This is a genomic window from Cognatiluteimonas telluris (assembly GCF_011320095.1).
GTDB classification, from domain to species: Bacteria; Pseudomonadota; Gammaproteobacteria; order Xanthomonadales; family Xanthomonadaceae; genus Cognatiluteimonas; species Cognatiluteimonas telluris.
In genome coordinates this window covers 86,252-103,645 of record NZ_JAANOY010000005.1, presented here as the reverse complement: position 1 = coordinate 103,645, position 17,394 = coordinate 86,252, and the positions used below count along the sequence as shown (strand labels likewise).

At 67.1% G+C, this 17,394-nt stretch carries 15 protein-coding genes and 5 tRNA genes; all 20 read left to right on the top strand.

The genetic code is table 11. The features are described 5' to 3' along the window. The first annotated feature begins 86 nt into the window (after positions 1-86). The 20 genes from G7B67_RS05465 (at position 87) to rpoB (ending at position 17,326) form a co-directional block, all read left to right on the top strand. On the top strand, positions 87-1,769 hold the full coding sequence (locus G7B67_RS05465) for a tetratricopeptide repeat protein (protein WP_166209171.1): 1,683 nt from the start codon (positions 87-89) through the stop codon (positions 1,767-1,769). Beyond that, on the top strand, positions 1,766-2,485 hold the full coding sequence (lolB, locus tag G7B67_RS05460) for a lipoprotein insertase outer membrane protein LolB (RefSeq protein WP_243412257.1): 720 nt from the start codon (positions 1,766-1,768) through the stop codon (positions 2,483-2,485). Before G7B67_RS05465 ends, lolB begins: the two co-directional genes overlap by 4 nt. Further along, the gene (ispE, locus tag G7B67_RS05455; RefSeq protein WP_166209114.1) at positions 2,482-3,393 is read left to right on the top strand and encodes a 4-(cytidine 5'-diphospho)-2-C-methyl-D-erythritol kinase; all 912 of its coding nucleotides are present in this window, start codon (positions 2,482-2,484) and stop codon (positions 3,391-3,393) included. Before lolB ends, ispE begins: the two co-directional genes overlap by 4 nt. 7 nt (positions 3,394-3,400) lie before the next feature. Further along, positions 3,401-3,477 (top strand) — tRNA-Gln (locus G7B67_RS05450). Positions 3,478-3,598: 121 nt separating this feature from the next. Continuing rightward, a complete protein-coding gene (locus tag G7B67_RS05445) occupies positions 3,599-4,558 on the top strand; it encodes a ribose-phosphate diphosphokinase (protein ID WP_166209111.1) in 960 nt (319 codons plus the stop codon). A gap of 133 nt (positions 4,559-4,691) precedes the next feature. Continuing rightward, on the top strand, positions 4,692-5,330 hold the full coding sequence (locus G7B67_RS05440; protein WP_166209077.1) for a 50S ribosomal protein L25/general stress protein Ctc: 639 nt from the start codon (positions 4,692-4,694) through the stop codon (positions 5,328-5,330). Positions 5,331-5,378: 48 nt separating this feature from the next. Next, positions 5,379-5,957, top strand: a complete 579-nt coding sequence (gene pth / locus G7B67_RS05435) for an aminoacyl-tRNA hydrolase (RefSeq protein WP_166209074.1) — start codon at positions 5,379-5,381, stop codon at positions 5,955-5,957. An 87-nt stretch (positions 5,958-6,044) separates the two neighbouring features. Continuing rightward, on the top strand, positions 6,045-7,136 hold the full coding sequence (gene ychF / locus G7B67_RS05430; protein ID WP_166209072.1) for a redox-regulated ATPase YchF: 1,092 nt from the start codon (positions 6,045-6,047) through the stop codon (positions 7,134-7,136). 216 nt (positions 7,137-7,352) lie between these two features. Next, positions 7,353-7,438: transfer RNA gene (locus G7B67_RS05425), tRNA-Tyr, on the top strand. Between the two features lie 30 nt (positions 7,439-7,468). Further along, positions 7,469-7,542 (top strand) — tRNA-Gly (locus G7B67_RS05420). A gap of 52 nt (positions 7,543-7,594) precedes the next feature. Next, positions 7,595-7,670: transfer RNA gene (locus G7B67_RS05415), tRNA-Thr, on the top strand. Positions 7,671-7,737: 67 nt separating this feature from the next. Next, positions 7,738-8,928, top strand: a complete 1,191-nt coding sequence (tuf, locus tag G7B67_RS05410; RefSeq protein WP_166209069.1) for an elongation factor Tu — start codon at positions 7,738-7,740, stop codon at positions 8,926-8,928. 169 nt (positions 8,929-9,097) lie between these two features. Then, positions 9,098-9,173 (top strand) — tRNA-Trp (locus G7B67_RS05405). A 43-nt stretch (positions 9,174-9,216) separates the two neighbouring features. Then, the gene (gene secE / locus G7B67_RS05400) at positions 9,217-9,600 is read left to right on the top strand and encodes a preprotein translocase subunit SecE (RefSeq protein WP_166209066.1); all 384 of its coding nucleotides are present in this window, start codon (positions 9,217-9,219) and stop codon (positions 9,598-9,600) included. Between the two features lie 28 nt (positions 9,601-9,628). Next, positions 9,629-10,225, top strand: coding sequence for a transcription termination/antitermination protein NusG (gene nusG, locus G7B67_RS05395; protein ID WP_166209063.1), 597 nt, complete (start codon positions 9,629-9,631; stop codon positions 10,223-10,225). A gap of 109 nt (positions 10,226-10,334) precedes the next feature. Next, on the top strand, positions 10,335-10,763 hold the full coding sequence (gene rplK / locus G7B67_RS05390) for a 50S ribosomal protein L11 (RefSeq protein WP_166209060.1): 429 nt from the start codon (positions 10,335-10,337) through the stop codon (positions 10,761-10,763). Positions 10,764-10,767: 4 nt separating this feature from the next. Continuing rightward, positions 10,768-11,466: a 50S ribosomal protein L1 gene (gene rplA / locus G7B67_RS05385; RefSeq protein ID WP_166209057.1), complete on the top strand. Its 699-nt coding sequence runs from the start codon at positions 10,768-10,770 to the stop codon at positions 11,464-11,466. A gap of 434 nt (positions 11,467-11,900) precedes the next feature. Beyond that, positions 11,901-12,440 (top strand): 50S ribosomal protein L10, encoded by a 540-nt coding sequence (rplJ, locus tag G7B67_RS05380; RefSeq protein WP_166209054.1) that lies wholly within the window; start codon positions 11,901-11,903, stop codon positions 12,438-12,440. Between the two features lie 52 nt (positions 12,441-12,492). Continuing rightward, complete coding sequence (gene rplL, locus G7B67_RS05375; protein ID WP_166209051.1) at positions 12,493-12,861, top strand: 50S ribosomal protein L7/L12; 369 nt, start codon at positions 12,493-12,495, stop codon at positions 12,859-12,861. Between the two features lie 301 nt (positions 12,862-13,162). Further along, positions 13,163-17,326, top strand: coding sequence for a DNA-directed RNA polymerase subunit beta (gene rpoB, locus G7B67_RS05370; protein ID WP_166209164.1), 4,164 nt, complete (start codon positions 13,163-13,165; stop codon positions 17,324-17,326). Positions 17,327-17,394 lie beyond the last annotated feature (68 nt).

Below are 17,394 nucleotides of genomic sequence, written 5' to 3'. Positions count from 1 at the left end.
CGACAGGGCGTTCAGCCGCTTGCGTTAAGCTTCCGGCGCAATGGGGCCGCCATTTTACGGCCCGGCTGCGCCCGATGTCCGTCCCGATGCATTCATGCTCGTGTTTGCCCCGCGCGCGGTGCCGCGCCGCACTGCTGGTGCTGCTGGTGGCAAGCGTCCTTCCCTCGTTCGCCGGCGCAACCAGCCGCGCACCCGGGGACGCCCTGGCCGCGACGATGGCGGGTGAATTCGCGCTGCAGGCCGGCAAGCTCGACGACGCCGCGCGGTGGTACCTGGACGCGGCGCGCCAATCCAGTGACGACGCCGGCCTGGCCGAGCGGGCGACCCGGATTGCGCTGCTCGCCGGCGACGGCAAACGCGCCGCCGAAGCCCTGGCCCTGTGGCGCGCGCGCGCGCCCGGCGCGCTGCCCATGCGCGCGGCCGAAGCCAGCCTGTCGCTGCGCCGCAACGATGCCGGCGCCGCGGTGCGGCAACTGGAGTTGCTGCTGCGCGACCGCGGGGATGGCTGGCGTTATGCGCTGTCGGCGCTGGGCGGTGGTGCCAAGGATCCGCGGGTGACCGCCCACGTGCTTGCGCGACTGGTGGACGACAAGGCGATCCCCGGCGTGCTGCAGGCCTGGCTGGCCTTCGGCGGATTGGCACAGAAGCTCGACCAGGACGGGCTGGCCGCGCGCATCGTCGATGAAGTGGTCGCGCGCTTCCCCAGCGAGCCGCGGGTGGCGCTGCTGCGCGCCAGCCAGTTGCGCGAGGCCGGCAAGTTCGACCAGGCGCGCCAGGTCCTGGACGGGCTGGCGCCGCAGACGCGCAGCGACCAGGACATGCGGCTGGCGGTGGCCGCGGAATACGATGCGCTCGGCGATCCGGAAGCCGCCGCGGCCGTCGTCGCGCTCGGGCCGCAGGACAACGACAGTTACAGCCTGCGGGCGTCGCTGCTGGCGAAAGCCGAAGACAAGGCCGCGCTGCAGGCGCTTTACACGCAGTTGCAGGGCGACTCCAGCCGGCCCGATCCGCAGCGCCGCCTGCTGCTGGGGCAGACCGCGGAATTCCTCAAGCACATGGACGAAGCGCTGGCCTGGTATCGCAGCGTGCCCGGCGGGCCGCAGCGCTGGCAGGCGCGGCTGCGCGCGGCGAACGTCCTGCATGAACTCAAGCGCGATCGCGAAGCCTTCGCCGACCTGCGCGCCTTGCAGGCCGATGCCGACGCCGACCAGGACGCACGCCGCGACGCCTACCTGCTCGAAGCCGACCTGCGGCAGAAGGACGACGCCGCCGCCGGTGAAATGGACGCGTTCGCACGCGGGTTGGCCGCTTTCCCGGACGACAGCGCACTGCTGTATGCACGCTCGCTCGCCTGGGAGCGCCGCGACGACATTCCCCGCGCGGAGGCCGACCTGCGCAAGGTGCTGGTCGCCGAGCCGGACAATGTCGCTGCCTTGAATGCGCTGGGCTACACGCTGGCCGATCGCACGACGCGCTATGCCGAAGCGCTGCAACTCATCGATCGCGCGCGCGTCGCCGATCCCGGCAATCCGGCCATCATCGACAGTTATGGCTGGGTGCTCTACCGGCTCGGGCGGACCGACGAAGCCCTCACGCAGCTGCGGCGCGCCTTCATGCTGCAGAAGGACCCGGAAATCGGCGCCCACCTGGGCGAGGTGCTGTGGGTCACCGGCGACCACGCGCAGGCGCGCAAGGTGCTGGACGAAGCGCGCAAGCTCGACCCCGACAACCGCTCCCTGCAGCGCGTGCTGGCCAAGCTGAAGGTATGAGCGGCCCAGCGACGGTAGACGCGGCCTGGCCGGTGCCTTCTCCTGCGATGGCGCAACAGCCGCGCGGATCGATGCGGCGCGCCGGCTGGGGCCGTGCCGTAACCGCGGCCCTGGCCCTGCTGCTGGCGGCATGCGCGGGACAACCGGTCCGCGAGACGCCGCTGCTGGCGCCGACCGCGGCGCAGCAGCAGGCACAGGCCGCGCGCGTGGCGCTGCTGGCCGCGCATCCGCGCTGGAGCTTGCAGGGCCGCGTCGCCCTGTCCAATGGCCGCGAAGGCGGCAGCGGGCGGATCGACTGGCGCCAGGACGGCGCCCGCTACGACGTCGCCCTCAGCGCTCCGATCACCCGCCAGAGCTGGCGCCTGAGTGGCGACGGGCAGGCCGCGATGCTCGAAGGCCTGGCCGGCGGCACCCGCAGCGGAGCCGATCCGCAGGCCCTGTTGCATGACGCGACCGGCTGGACGATCCCGGTCGCCGCCCTGGCTTCGTGGGTGCGTGGCGCCGCCGCCCCCGGCCTGCCGGCCGCGCGCCTGCAGTACGGTCTGGATGGCCATTTGGCCAGGCTCGAACAGGCGGGCTGGGCGATCGATTACGCCGACTGGCAGCCCGATCCGGAACTGGGCACCGAACTTCCCGGGCGCCTGACGGCCGTGCGCGACACTGCCCGGGTCCGCCTGGTGGTCGATGCCTGGCAGCCCGGCGCCGCGGGTCCGTGAGCGCGGCGGCGGGGGGGGGCGGCGAGCAGGCGTGGTCGTCCTGGCCCGCGCCGGCCAAGCTCAACCTGTTCCTGCGCATCACCGGTCGCCGCGCCGACGGTTACCACGAGCTGCAGAGCGTGTTCCGGCTCCTCGACTGGGGCGACCGCCTGCGGCTGCGGGTGCGCGCGGATGGCGCGATCCAGCGTGTGGGCGCCTCGGCGCCGGGGGTCGACGCCGCGGACGATCTGGTCGTGCGTGCCGCGGCATTGCTGAAAAACGCCGCCAAGTGCAGTCAAGGTGTCGACATCAGCGTCGAAAAGATCGTGCCTGCGGGTGCGGGGCTGGGTGGGGGGTCGTCCGACGCCGCGACGATCCTGGTGGCCCTGAACGCCCTGTGGCGGACCGGCCTGGAGCTCGAGGCACTGGCCGACCTGGGCTTGCAGCTGGGCGCCGACGTGCCGGTCTTCGTCCATGGCGACAATGCCTGGGCCGAAGGGGTGGGTGAGCGGCTGGTGCCGCTGGCGCTGCCGCCGGCCTGGTACCTGCTGGTCGACCCCGGCGTCCACGCCGCGACCGGCAGCGCGTTCCAAGCCCATGATTTGACCCGCAATGCGGCGCCCGCGACAATAGCCGACTTCGTTTCCGGTGCCGCGCTCGAAAATGCCTTCGAGCCGGTGTTGCGTCGGCGCGAACCGGCGGTCGAGGCGGCCTTCATGGCGCTCGCGCAGGTCGGCCGGCCAAGGCTGACCGGCAGCGGCAGCGCCTGTTTCGCCGAGTTCACCGACCTTGCCCAGGCACGGACGGCGCTCGACCGCTTGCAGCAGGGACGGCTGCCCGTGGGGATGCGTGCGTGGCTTGCGGCAGGGGCCGCGCGGTCGTCGCTGCATCTGGCGCTGGAGGCATGGCAGGCGGGACGGGACAATTGACTCATGCAGGGGCGTCGCCAAGTGGCCCAAGGCACCGGGTTTTGATCCCGGCATCCGCAGGTTCGAATCCTGCCGCCCCTGCCAGATGGATGCACGGCCCGTTGTCGTTATTGGACCGTTGATCGCACACGGGAATTCGCGTCAACCATCGACCTGGATCGCATCGCGCCTTCCAGCCTCCAGCCCTCGGACTCCAATGGCGCACATGCAGGACGATCGCAAATTGCTGGTGTTCACGGGCAACGCCAACCGGCCGTTGGCCGAGGCCGTGTGCAAGGAACTCGGGATCCGGCTGGGGAAGGCGCAGATCGGACGCTTCTCCGATGGCGAGGTGCAGGTCGAGATCGAGGAGAACGTGCGCCGGCAGGAGGTCTTCGTCATCCAACCGACCTGCGCGCCCAGCGCCGAGAACCTGGTCGAACTGCTGGTGCTGATCGACGCGCTCAAGCGCGCATCGGTGTCCAGTGTGACCGCGGTGGTGCCGTACTTCGGCTACGCCCGCCAGGATCGCCGGCCGCGTTCGGCGCGGGTGCCGATCACCGCCAAGGTCGCGGCGCAGATGTTCAACACCGTGCATACCGACCGCGTGCTCACGGTCGACCTGCACGCCGACCAGATCCAGGGCTTCTTCGACATCCCGGTCGACAACGTCTACGCCTCGCCGCTGCTGCTGGCCGACATCTGGCGCGCGCACGGCACCGACAACGTGATCGTGGTATCGCCCGACGTCGGTGGCGTGGTGCGTGCCCGCGCGATCGCCAAGCGCTTGGACGACGCCGACCTGGCGATCATCGACAAGCGCCGCCCGAAGGCCAACGTCGCCACCGTGATGAACATCATCGGCGACGTCACCGGCAAGGTCTGCGTGCTGGTCGACGACATCGTCGATACCGCCGGCACCCTGTGCGCGGCGGCGGCGGCGCTGAAGGAGAACGGCGCCGTCAAGGTCGTCGCCTACTGCACCCATCCGGTGCTGTCGGGCGCGGCGATCGACAACATCGGCCGCTCCCAGCTCGACGAACTGGTCGTCACCGACACCATTCCGCTGTCGGAAGCCGCCCGCAACTGCAGCAAGATCCGTCAGCTCAGCGTCGCCGAACTGCTGGCCGAGACGATCCGCCGGATCGCCTTCGGCGAATCGGTGAGTTCGTTGTACGTCGACTGAGCGGTCACGGCGACGGGTGTTTCGAAACGTTTCGAGCCTCCCATCGCCACCATGTTCCAACGGCTCACCTGGTCGCGGGTGAGTCTCCACATCGCCGCGAGGCGACCTACTGCAACAGAGTGAGTAAATACAAATGGCAGATCATTCCATCCAGGCCACCGGCCGCAAGGACGAGGGGAAAGGTGCGAGCCGCCGCCTGCGTCGTGCCGCCCGGATCCCGGCCGTCGTCTACGGCGGCAACGCCGCACCCAAGTCCATCCAGCTCGAGCATGAGAAGACCTGGATCGCCAGCCAGAGCGAGTGGTTCTACTCGTCGATCCTGTCGCTGGACATCGATGGCAGCGTCGAGCGCGTGCTCCTGCGCGACATGCAGCGCCATCCGTTCAAGCAGCAGATCATGCACCTGGACTTCCAGCGCGTGAGCGAGAACGAAGCGCTGCGCGCCGCCGTGCCGCTGCACTTCGTCAACGTCGAGAAATCGCCGGCCGGCAAGGCCGCGGACGTCGTGGTCACCCACGAGCTCAACGAGATCCACGTCAGCTGCCTGCCCAAGGACCTGCCGGAGTTCATCGAGGTCGACCTGTCGGGCCTGAATGCCGGCGACACCATCCACCTGTCGCAGGTCAAACTGCCGCAGGGCGTGGAAGTGCCCGAGCTCAAGCTCGGCGCCGACCACGACGTGGCTGTCGTCGTCGCCCGCATGGGCCGCGTCGAGGAAGCCGCGGCGGAAGGCACCGAAGCGCCGGCCGCGGGCGAAGGCGAAGCCAAGTAATCGCGTCCTCCGGCGTGCCTTCGCGGGCGCGCCGGAGACGCGTCATCGATGGCTGGACTGCGCCTCATCGTCGGACTGGGCAATCCCGGTGCCGAACACGCACGGACCCGGCATAACGCCGGGTTCCGTTTTGTGGACGTGCTCGCCGAACAGGCAGGCGCGCGCTTCGGGCTGGAATCCAAGCTGTTCGGCGAAACCGCCAAAATCGAGATCGACGGACGGTCGTTGTGGCTGCTCAAGCCGGCGACCTACATGAACCTCAGCGGCAAGTCCGTCACCGCGGCATTGCGCTACTGGAAGATCGAACCCGAAGAAACGCTGGTCGCGCACGACGAGCTCGACCTGGCGCCGGGCACCGCTCGGCTGAAGTTCGACGGCGGCCACGGCGGTCAGAACGGCCTGCGCGACACCATGCAATTGCTCGGCCACGGGCGCTTCCACCGCCTGCGCATCGGCATCGGCCATCCCGGCCACAAGGATCGCGTCACCCCGTGGGTGCTCGGACGTGCCGGTCGCGACGACGAAGCGGCGATCGAACGCGCGATCGACGACGCCATCCACGTGCTGCCGCTCGCCGTCGCCGGTGATTTCAACGAAGCGATGAAGCGCCTGCACACCCCCACTTAAGGACCGCTGGCCGGCCGTCGGGCGTCGGAAGGCAAGGCCCTTCGGATGCCGGCACCCGGCTTTCGAGTCCCGCTTCACGGAGTTCCCATGGGCATCAAATGCGGCATCGTCGGCCTGCCGAACGTCGGCAAGTCGACCCTCTTCAACGCGCTGACCAAGGCGGGCATCGCCGCGGCCAACTTCCCCTTCTGCACGATCGAGCCCAACGTCGGCGTGGTGCCGGTGCCGGACCCGCGGTTGAAGGCGCTTGCCGACATCGTCAAGCCGCAGAAGGTGATCCCCACGGCAGTGGAGTTCGTCGACATCGCCGGCCTGGTCGCCGGCGCGGCGAGCGGCGAGGGACTGGGCAACAAGTTCCTGGCCCATATCCGCGAGGTGGACGCCATCACCCACGTGGTGCGCTGCTTCGAGAACGACGACGTCATCCACGTCAACAACAAGGTCGACCCGCTCGCCGACATCGACACCATCGATACCGAGCTGGCGCTGGCCGACCTGGACAGCGTCGACCGCGCCCTGCAGCGCGCCGAGCGCGCGGCCAAGACCGGCGACAAGGAGGCCAAGGCGCGGGTGGAGGTGCTGGCGCGGATCAGTGCCGCCCTCAACGAAGGCAGATCGGCCCGATCGCTGGCACTGTCGGAGGAGGACAAGGCGCAGGTCCGGGACCTGTTCCTGCTGACCCTGAAGCCGGTGATGTACGTGGCCAACGTGCTGGAGGACGGCTTCGAGAACAATCCGCACCTGGATGCCGTCCGCGCCCGGGCCGCGGGCGAGGGCGCCGAGGTGGTGCCGGTCTCGGCCGCGATCGAGGAAGAGCTCAGCCAGCTCGACGACGAGGACCGCGACGCCTTCCTCGCCGACCTTGGCCTGGACGAGCCCGGCCTGAACCGGGTCATCCGCGCCGCCTACAAGCTGCTGGGCCTGCAGACGTACTTCACCGCCGGGGTGAAGGAAGTCCGCGCCTGGACCGTGAAGGCCGGCTCGACCGCCCCGCAGGCGGCCGGCGTCATCCACACCGACTTCGAGAAGGGCTTCATCCGGGCCGAAACGATTGGTTTCGACGACTTCGTCCGCCTCAAGGGCGAGGCGGGGGCCCGCGACGCCGGCCGGCTGCGGCTGGAAGGCAAGGACTACCGCGTTCAGGAAGGCGACGTGCTGCATTTCCGCTTCAACGTGTAGGCGCGCCGCGGAGGAGGAGGACGGACGTGGGGAGCTCCGCCGCCCCGCCGCGCGCCAGCCCGATCCGCCGGCGGGCTGTCGCGTTTGGCCCCAGCGGCGTGATCTGGCGGAGGGCTGGTTGACCCCGCGGAGCGCATCGGGCGTCATGTCGCGTTGACACCCTGCCCCGAGCACGTCAAAATCGCGGGCTGTTTCGACGTTCCAGGCGTAGCGACCGGAGGGATACCCAAGCGGCCAACGGGGGCAGACTGTAAATCTGCTGGCTTACGCCTTCGGTGGTTCGAATCCACCTCCCTCCACCAGCTCGCAAGCTTCAGCCCAGGCGTTCCGGCGCGGGAGTAGTTCAATGGTAGAACTTCAGCCTTCCAAGCTGATTGTGCGGGTTCGATTCCCGTCTCCCGCTCCATTGAACGCCCCACGCTGAATTCGCCAGGACACGCTGTCAAAACCCAAGCTTCGCTCACGTAGCTCAGTCGGTAGAGCACCTCCTTGGTAAGGAGGAGGTCGATGGTTCGATTCCATTCGTGAGCACCATGTTCCAAGCCTGCATCGCAGGACCGGCAAGTTCCCATCACTTCGTACCAGCAACCGAGACACCGCCATGGCAAAGGGTAAATTCGAGCGCACCAAGCCCCACGTGAACGTGGGCACGATCGGCCACGTGGATCACGGCAAGACGACGCTGACGGCGGCGCTGACGAAGATCGGTGCGGAGCGTTTCGGCGGTGAGTTCAAGGCCTACGACCAGATCGACGCGGCGCCGGAAGAGAAGGCGCGCGGGATCACGATCTCGACGGCGCATGTCGAGTACGAAAGCCCGAACCGCCACTACGCGCACGTCGACTGCCCGGGGCACGCGGACTACGTGAAGAACATGATTACCGGTGCGGCGCAGATGGACGGCGCGATCCTGGTGTGCTCGGCCGCCGACGGCCCGATGCCGCAGACGCGCGAGCACATCCTGCTGGCGCGCCAGGTGGGCGTGCCGTACATCGTGGTCTACCTGAACAAGGCGGACATGGTGGACGACGCCGAGCTGCTGGAGCTGGTGGAGATGGAAGTGCGCGAGCTGCTGGCCAAGTACGAGTTCCCGGGCGACGACACCCCGATCGTGCACGGTTCGGCGCTCAAGGCGCTGGAAGGCGACCAGTCGGACATCGGCGTGCCGTCGATCCTGAAGCTGGTCGAGGCGCTGGACACCTGGATCCCGCAGCCGGAGCGTGCGATCGACAAGCCGTTCCTGATGCCGGTGGAAGACGTGTTCTCGATCTCCGGTCGCGGCACGGTGGTGACCGGGCGCATCGAGCGCGGCGTGATCAAGGTGGGCGACGAAATCGAGATCGTGGGCATCCGCCCGACCCAGAAGACCGTGGTCACCGGTGTGGAGATGTTCCGCAAGCTGCTGGACCAGGGCCAGGCGGGCGACAACGCGGGCCTGCTGCTGCGCGGCACCAAGCGTGACGACGTCGAGCGCGGCCAGGTGCTGGCCAAGCCCGGCTCGATCACCCCGCACACCGAGTTCGAGGCCGAGGTGTATGTCCTGAGCAAGGACGAAGGCGGCCGCCACACCCCGTTCTTCAAGGGCTACCGCCCGCAGTTCTACTTCCGCACCACCGACATCACGGGTGCCGTGACCCTGCCCGAAGGCGTGGAAATGGTCATGCCGGGCGACAACATCAAGATGGTGGTGAGCCTGATCAACCCGGTGGCAATGGACGAGGGCCTGCGCTTCGCGATCCGCGAAGGCGGCCGCACGGTCGGCGCCGGCGTGGTGGCGAAGATCATCAAGTAAGACGAGTGCGGCGCCTGCGCCGCACTTGTTCCCGCCGTTCATCCGGCCCTTGGGCCGGATAACGCCGGGGCGGCGACTGGCTCTTGGTGTCCACAGGGAACAAACAGCCAACCGGCGAGTCGGAGACGACTCGCCATTGCCGTCTAAGGGAATAGCGCAAAAGTTCGATACGCCAGTAGCTCAATTGGCAGAGCAGCGGTCTCCAAAACCGCAGGTTGGGGGTTCGAGTCCCTCCTGGCGTGCCACCGACCGTTCGCGGTCGCCGTACAGATCCATCGAAAGGCGCGGATGAACAGCAAGCTGCAACCAAGCAAGACCACAGGATCGGCAGGCGATATCGGCAAGTACGCGGCGTCGCTGCTGCTGGTGGCCGCCGGTCTCTTCGTCTTCTACTGGTTCGACGGCCAGTGGGCGGGTTCGTTGCGGGTGCTCGCTGTCGTTGCCGGGCTTGTCGCCGCGACGCTGGTGTTCCTGACCACGGACAAGGGCGGGCAGACCCGCGAGTTCCTCGCCGAGTCGCGTTTTGAACTGCGCAAGGTGGTCTGGCCGACACGGCAGGAAACGATGCGAACGACCTGGGTCGTGATCGCGATGGTGATCGCGCTGAGCCTGACGCTCGCGCTGTTCGACGTGATCATCCAGTTTGGCGTCAAGTGGTTGCTGGCGCGTTGATGCAATGCTCGAGGGAGTCGCAGGCTTGATGGAAACGCAGACGGAAAACACGGGTAGCGCAGGCGTGAACAAGCGCTGGTACGTCGTGCATGCCTATTCGGGCTTCGAGAAGTCGGTGGCGCAGGCGCTGCGCGACCGCATCGTGCGCAACGGCATGGAAGAGCGTTTCGGCGACGTGCTGGTCCCGACCGAGGAAGTGATCGAGATGCGCTCCGGCCAGAAACGCCGTTCCGAGCGCAAGTTCTTCCCGGGTTACGTGCTGGTGCAGATCGCGACCCAGGACGAGGCCGGCATCCCGCGCATCGACAGCGAGAGCTGGCACCTGATCAAGGAAACCCCCAAGGTCATGGGCTTCATCGGCGGCACCGCCGACAAGCCGCTGCCGATCAAGGACGAGGAAGCCGCCGCGATCCTCAACCGCGTCCAGGAAGGAGTCGAGAAGCCGCGCCCAAAGGTGCTGTTCGAGCCGGGCCAGATGGTCCGCGTGGTCGACGGCCCGTTCAACGACTTCAACGGCGTGGTCGAGGAAGTCAACTACGACAAGAGCCGCGTGCGCGTGGCGGTGCTGATCTTCGGCCGCTCGACCCCGGTGGAGCTCGAGTTCGGCCAGGTCGAGAAGGCGTAAGCCCGAGAGGCACACAGATTCGCTGGGGCGAGTGGTTCGCACCGGCAAGTAAAGCGAGGAGCCACGCAGTCGTCGACGTGCAGGCGCTTGAACTCGCAGGAGCAGCAAAATGGCAAAGAAAGTCGTCGGTTACATCAAGCTGCAGGTCAAGGCCGGGCAGGCGAATCCGTCGCCGCCGGTCGGTCCCGCACTGGGCCAGCGCGGCCTGAACATCATGGAGTTCTGCAAGGCATTCAACGCCGCGACCTCCAAGCTCGAGCCGGGTCTTCCGACCCCGGTCATCATCACCGCGTACTCGGACCGTACCTTCACCTTCATCACCAAGAGCACGCCGGCGACGGTGCTGCTGAAGAAGGCGGCAGGCATCACGTCCGGCTCCAAGCGCCCGAACACCGAAAAGGTGGGCAAGGTCACCCGCAAGCAGCTCGAGGACATCGCCAAGGCGAAGGAACCCGACCTGACCGCGGCCGACCTGGACGCGGCGGTGCGGACGATCGCGGGCTCCGCCCGCTCGATGGGCTTGACGGTGGAGGGCTGAGATCATGGCAATGACCAAGCGAGAGAAGGCCATCCAGGCCGCCGTGACGCCCGGCAAGGCGTATGCGATCGACGAAGCACTGAAGATCGTCAAGGACAACAGCAAGGCGAAGTTCGTCGAAGCCGTCGACGTTGCCGTGCGCCTGGGCGTGGACGCGAAGAAGTCCGACCAGCAGGTGCGCGGTTCGACCGTGCTGCCCGCCGGCACCGGCAAGACCGTGCGCGTGGCGGTGTTCGCGCCCGCCGGTGCGAAGGCTGACGAAGCCCGCGCCGCCGGCGCCGAAGCCGTCGGCATGGACGACCTGGCCGAGCAGATGCAGGCCGGTGACCTGAATTACGACGTCGTCATCGCCACGCCGGACGCGATGCGCGTGGTCGGCAAGCTCGGCCAGCTGCTCGGTCCGCGCGGCCTGATGCCGAACCCGAAAGTCGGCACCGTGTCGCCGAACCCGGCCGAAGCGGTGAAGAACGCCAAGGGCGGCCAGGTGCGTTACCGCACCGACAAGGCCGGCATCATCCACTGCACGATCGGCAAGGCGGATTTCGACGCCGACTCGCTGAAGAACAACCTGCAGGCGCTGCTGCTCGACCTGATCAAGGCCAAGCCGTCCACCGCCAAGGGCCAGTACCTGCAGAAGGTGTCGATCAGCTCGACGATGGGCCCCGGCGTGACCGTGGACCCGTCGACGCTGGCGCTGAAGTAATCGTTTTTCCCTTCTCCCGCTTGCGGGAGAAGGTGCCGAAGGCGGATGAGGGGACTTGCGCCACGAGCGCCCTCACCCCGTCCCTCTCCCGCGAGCGGAAGAGGGGGAAGCAAGCAAGTTTTGAGGGCATCGCGAAGGAATCCATCCCGACGCGATCGCCGTCAAAGACCGCAGGTGCGGTCAGCGCGCGATGACGACGGGCAGGGAGGCTCGCACTGGCAGGGAATCGCCGTCATCGCCAGCGGGATCGCTTAATCGAAGTCCGCAAGGAGTTCGGCCTGCGTAGATGGGCGCCCCTCTGGAAAGTTGTCTGGGAAACCAGTTTCAGAGTCAGGCCACCACCGGGACGCGCGAGCGTCCCCGACGCCAGGACGGCGTCGCCCAGGACCGCAAGCGGCAGGAGCCGTGAGCGGAATTCAATTGGAGGAGTGCTAATGGCTCTCAATCTGTCCCAAAAGCAGGAAGTCGTCGCCGAGCTGTCGAGCGTCGCCGCCACTGCCCACTCCCTGATCGCAGCCGAGTACGCGGGCACCACCGTCAGCCAGATGACGGCGATGCGCAAGAAGGCACGCGAATCCGGCGTGTACCTGCGTGTCGTCAAGAACACGCTGGCATCGCGCGCGGTCGCCGGAACCGAATTCGAGGTTGTCCAGGACAAGCTCGTCGGTCCGCTGCTGTACGCGTTCTCGACCGAGGAACCCGGCGCTGCCGGGCGGCTGATCAAGGAGTTCGCCAAGGGCAACGACAAGCTCAAGGCCCAGGTCGTCGCCGTGGGTGGCCAGCTGTATCCGGCCAGCCATGTCGACGTGCTGGCCTCGCTGCCGACGCTCGAGCAGGCGCTGGCGATGCTCGCCCGCGTGCTCAACGAGCCGGTGACCATGTTCGCCCGCGCCGTCAAGGCCGTGGCCGACCAGCAGGGTGGCGGCGAAGCCGCTCCCGAAGTGGCCACCGAGGCTCAGGCCGAACCGGCCTGAGCCCGACGATCGAATCGTTCAATTTCCTAAAACATATCCAGAGGTCAACACAATGTCCCTTACCACCGAACAGATCGTCGAGTCGATCGCCACCAAGACGCTGATGGAAGTGATGGAGCTGGTCAAGGCCATCGAGGACAAGTTCGGCGTTTCCGCCGCCGCTCCGGTCATGGCTGCCGGCCCCGCCGCTGCCGCCGCACCGGTCGAGGAGCAGACCGAGTTCAACGTCATCCTCAAGTCGGCTGGCGAGAAGAAGGTCGAAGTCATCAAGGCCGTGCGCGCCATCACCGGCCTGGGCCTGAAGGAAGCCAAGGACCTCACCGAGGCCGGCGGTGTCGTGAAGGAAGGCGCGTCGAAGGACGACGCCGCGAAGATGAAGAAGGACCTCGAGGCCGCAGGCGCGACCGTCGAAGTCAAGTAAGCAGTCCTTGCATCGCCAGCTGCACGGCGATGCACCGAGGCTGGGGGCGAAAGCCCCCGGCCTTTGGCCGTTGTAGCGCAGAGGTCGTTCCAGAAGCACGAAACACCGAGTTGGCAGTTGGAAGTAGCGGGAGAAGGCGTGCTGGTGCCGGCAATACCAGCGACTTCCCACTGGCAATTTGAGATCCCGAATTTCGTTCCCCCGGACCGCTCCGCGGTCTGCCCCAGTCGTCCAGATGGCTGCGGGACACAAGCAAACGAGGCGACAGCTCCCCATGACCACAGCGTCCACATCGCACAAGATGTCCAAAGTCGCGCCTTACTCGTTCACCGAGAAGAAGCGCATCCGCAAGGACTTCGGCAAGAGCCGCTCGATCCTGGAAGTCCCCTTCCTGCTCGCGATCCAGGTGGATTCCTATCGCGAATTCCTGCAGGAAAACATCGACCCCAACAAGCGCGAGGACCGTGGCCTCCACGCCGCGCTCAAGTCGGTGTTCCCGATCGTCAGCTACAACGGTTATGCCGCGCTGGAATACGTCGGCTACAAGCTCGGCGACCCGGTGTTCGACGAGCGCGAGTGCCGCAACCGCGGCCTCAGCTACGGCGCACCGCTGCGCGTGACCGTTCGCCTGGTGATCTACGACCGTGAGTCGTCGAACAAGGCGATCAAGTACGTGAAGGAGCAGGAGGTCTACATGGGCGAGATCCCGCTCATGACCGAGAACGGCACCTTCATCGTCAACGGCACCGAGCGCGTCATCGTTTCCCAGCTGCATCGTTCGCCGGGCGTGTTCTTCGACCACGACCGTGGCAAGACGCATTCGTCGGGCAAGCTGCTGTACAGCGCCCGCATCATCCCGTACCGCGGCTCGTGGCTGGACTTCGAGTTCGACCCGAAGGACGCGCTGTTCACCCGCATCGACCGCCGCCGCAAGCTGCCGGTGTCGGTGCTGCTGCGTGCGCTGGGCTACAACAACGAAGAAATGCTCAACGAGTTCTTCGAGATCAACACCTTCCACATCGATCCCAAGGAAGGCGTGCAGCTGGTGCTGGTCCCCGAGCGCCTGCGTGGCGAGACGCTGAACTTCGACCTGGCCGATGGCGACAACGTCATCGTCGAGGCCGGCAAGCGCATCACCTCGCGCCACGTGCGCCAACTCGAGCAGGCCGGCGTCGCCGCGCTGGCCGTGCCGGACGAGTACCTGGTCGGCCGGATCCTGTCGCACGACGTCGTCGACGCCAAGACCGGCGAACTGCTGGCGACCGCCAACGACGAGCTCACCGAAGACCACCTGGCCGCGTTCCGCAAGGCCGGCATCGACGCGATCGGCACGCTGTGGGTCAACGACCTGGATCGTGGCGCCTACCTGTCGAACACGCTGCGCATCGACTCGACCAAGACCCAGCTGGAAGCCCTGGTCGAGATCTACCGGATGATGCGTCCCGGCGAGCCGCCGACCAAGGACGCGGCGCAGAACCTGTTCCACAACCTGTTCTTCACCTTCGAGCGCTACGACCTGTCGGGCGTGGGCCGGATGAAGTTCAACCGCCGCATCGGCCGCAAGGAAGTCACCGGCGCCTCGGTGCTGTATGACGCCAAGTACTACGCCGAGCGCAAGGACGAGGAATCGATCCGCCTGCGCGAGCAGCTGGGCCAGACCTCCGACATCCTCGACGTGATCCGCGTGCTGACCGAGATCCGCAACGGTCGCGGCACGGTCGACGACATCGACCACCTGGGCAACCGCCGCGTGCGCAGCGTCGGTGAAATGGCCGAGAACGTGTTCCGCGTCGGCCTGGTGCGCGTGGAGCGCGCCGTGCGCGAGCGCCTGACCATGGCCGAGGCCGACGGCCTGACCCCGCAGGAGCTCATCAACGCCAAGCCGGTTGCGGCCGCGGTGAAGGAGTTCTTCGGCTCCTCGCAGCTGTCGCAGTTCATGGACCAGAACAATCCGCTGTCGGAAGTGACGCACAAGCGTCGCGTCTCCGCGCTCGGGCCGGGCGGCCTGACCCGCGAGCGCGCCGGTTTCGAAGTGCGCGACGTGCATCCGACCCACTACGGCCGCGTCTGCACCATCGAGACGCCGGAAGGCCCGAACATCGGCCTGATCAACTCGCTGGCCGTGTTCGCGCGCACCAACAAGTATGGCTTCCTCGAGACGCCGTACCGCCGGGTGGTGGACGGCAAGGTCACCGACGACGTCGAGTTCCTGTCGGCCATCGAAGAGAACGAGTACGTCATTGCCCAGGCCAACGCGCCGCAGGACGAGAAGAAGAACCTCACCGCGCAGTTCGTCGCCTGCCGTTACCAGGGCGAATCGCTGCTCAAGCCGCCGGCCGAGATCCACTTCATGGACGTCTCGCCGATGCAGACCGTGTCGGTCGCCGCGGCGCTGGTGCCGTTCCTTGAGCACGATGACGCCAACCGTGCGCTGATGGGCGCCAACATGCAGCGCCAGGCGGTGCCGACGCTGAAGGCGCAGAAGCCGCTGGTCGGTACCGGCATCGAGCGCGCCGTGGCGCGCGACTCGGGCGTGACGGTGAATGCGCGCCGTGGCGGCGTGATCGAACAGATCGACGCCGGCCGCATCGTGGTCAAGGTCAACGAGGACGAGATCGGCGGCGGCACCGATGCCGGCGTCGACATCTACACCCTGATCAAGTACACGCGCTCCAACCAGAACACCTGCATCAACCAGACTCCGCTGGTGAACGTCGGTGACGTGGTCGCGCGCGGCGACGTGCTGGCCGACGGTCCCTCGACCGACATCGGCGAGCTCGCGCTCGGGCAGAACATGCTGGTCGCGTTCATGCCGTGGAACGGCTACAACTTCGAGGACTCGATCCTGCTCTCCGAGCGCGTGGTCGAGGAGGATCGCTACACCACGATCCACATCGAAGAGCTCACCGCGCAGGCCCGCGACACCAAGCTCGGGCCGGAGGAGATCTCCGCCGACATCCCGAACGTCTCCGAGCAGGCCTTGAACCGCCTCGATGAGTCTGGCGTGGTGTACATCGGCGCGGAAGTGCGTGCAGGCGACATCCTGGTCGGCAAGGTCACGCCCAAGGGCGAGTCGCAGCTGACGCCGGAAGAGAAGCTGCTGCGCGCGATCTTCGGCGAGAAGGCGTCGGACGTGAAGGACAGCTCGCTGCGCGTGCCTCCGGGCATGGACGGCGTCGTCATCGACGTGCAGGTCTTCACCCGCGACGGCATCGAGAAGGACAAGCGCGCGCGCCAGATCGAGGAATCCGAGATCAAGCGCGTCAAGAAGGACTTCGACGACCAGTTCCGCATCCTCGAGGGCGCGATCTTCGCGCGCCTGCGCTCGCAGCTGTTGGGCAAGGTCGCCAACGGCGGCCCGGGCCTGAAGAAGGGTGACACCGTGTCGTCGCTGGTGCTCGACGGGCTGAAGAAGGCCGACTGGTTCCAGCTGCGCATGAAGGACGACGACGCCAACGAGGCGATCGAGCGCGCGCAGAAGCAGATCGACGCGCACGAGAAGGAGTTCGAGCGTCGCTTCCAGGACAAGCGCGGCAAGATCACCCAGGGCGACGACCTCGCACCGGGCGTGCTGAAGATGGTCAAGGTCTACCTGGCCGTGAAGCGCCGCATCCAGCCGGGCGACAAGATGGCCGGCCGCCACGGCAACAAGGGTGTCGTGTCGATGATCGTGCCGGTCGAGGACATGCCGTACATGGCCAACGGCGAGCCGGTCGACATCGTGCTCAACCCGCTGGGCGTCCCGAGCCGAATGAACATCGGCCAGATCCTCGAGACGCACCTGGGTTGGGCGGCGAAGGGCCTCGGTCACAAGATCGACCGGATGCTCAAGGCGCAAGCCGCGGTCGCCGACCTGCGCAAGTTCCTCGACCAGATCTACAACCACGACAGTGCCACGGCCGAGCAGCGCGTCGACCTCAAGCAGTTCAGCGATGACGAACTGCTGGCGCTCGCACGCAACCTGACCGACGGCGTGCCGATGGCGACGCCGGTGTTCGACGGCGCGGCCGAGTCCGAGATCAAGCTGATGCTCGAGCTCGCCGACCTGCCGACCAGCGGCCAGACCATGCTGCACGACGGCCGTACCGGCGAGGCGTTCGAGCGCCCGGTCACCGTCGGCTACATGCACATGCTCAAGCTCAACCACCTCGTCGACGACAAGATGCACGCGCGTTCGACCGGTCCGTACTCGCTCGTCACCCAGCAGCCGCTGGGCGGCAAGGCGCAGTTCGGCGGCCAGCGCTTCGGCGAGATGGAAGTCTGGGCGCTGGAAGCCTACGGCGCGGCCTACACCCTGCAGGAAATGCTGACGGTGAAGTCCGACGACGTGCAGGGCCGCAACCAGATGTACAAGAACATCGTCGATGGCGAGCACGAGATCGTCGCGGGCATGCCGGAGTCCTTCAACGTGCTGGTGAAGGAAATCCGCTCGCTCGCGATCAACATGGAGCTGGAAGAGAGGTAACGACCCGGCTGCCGGACCGGCGCCACGCGCCGTCCGGCCTTCGCACGAACACCTCCGCCATCGACGCA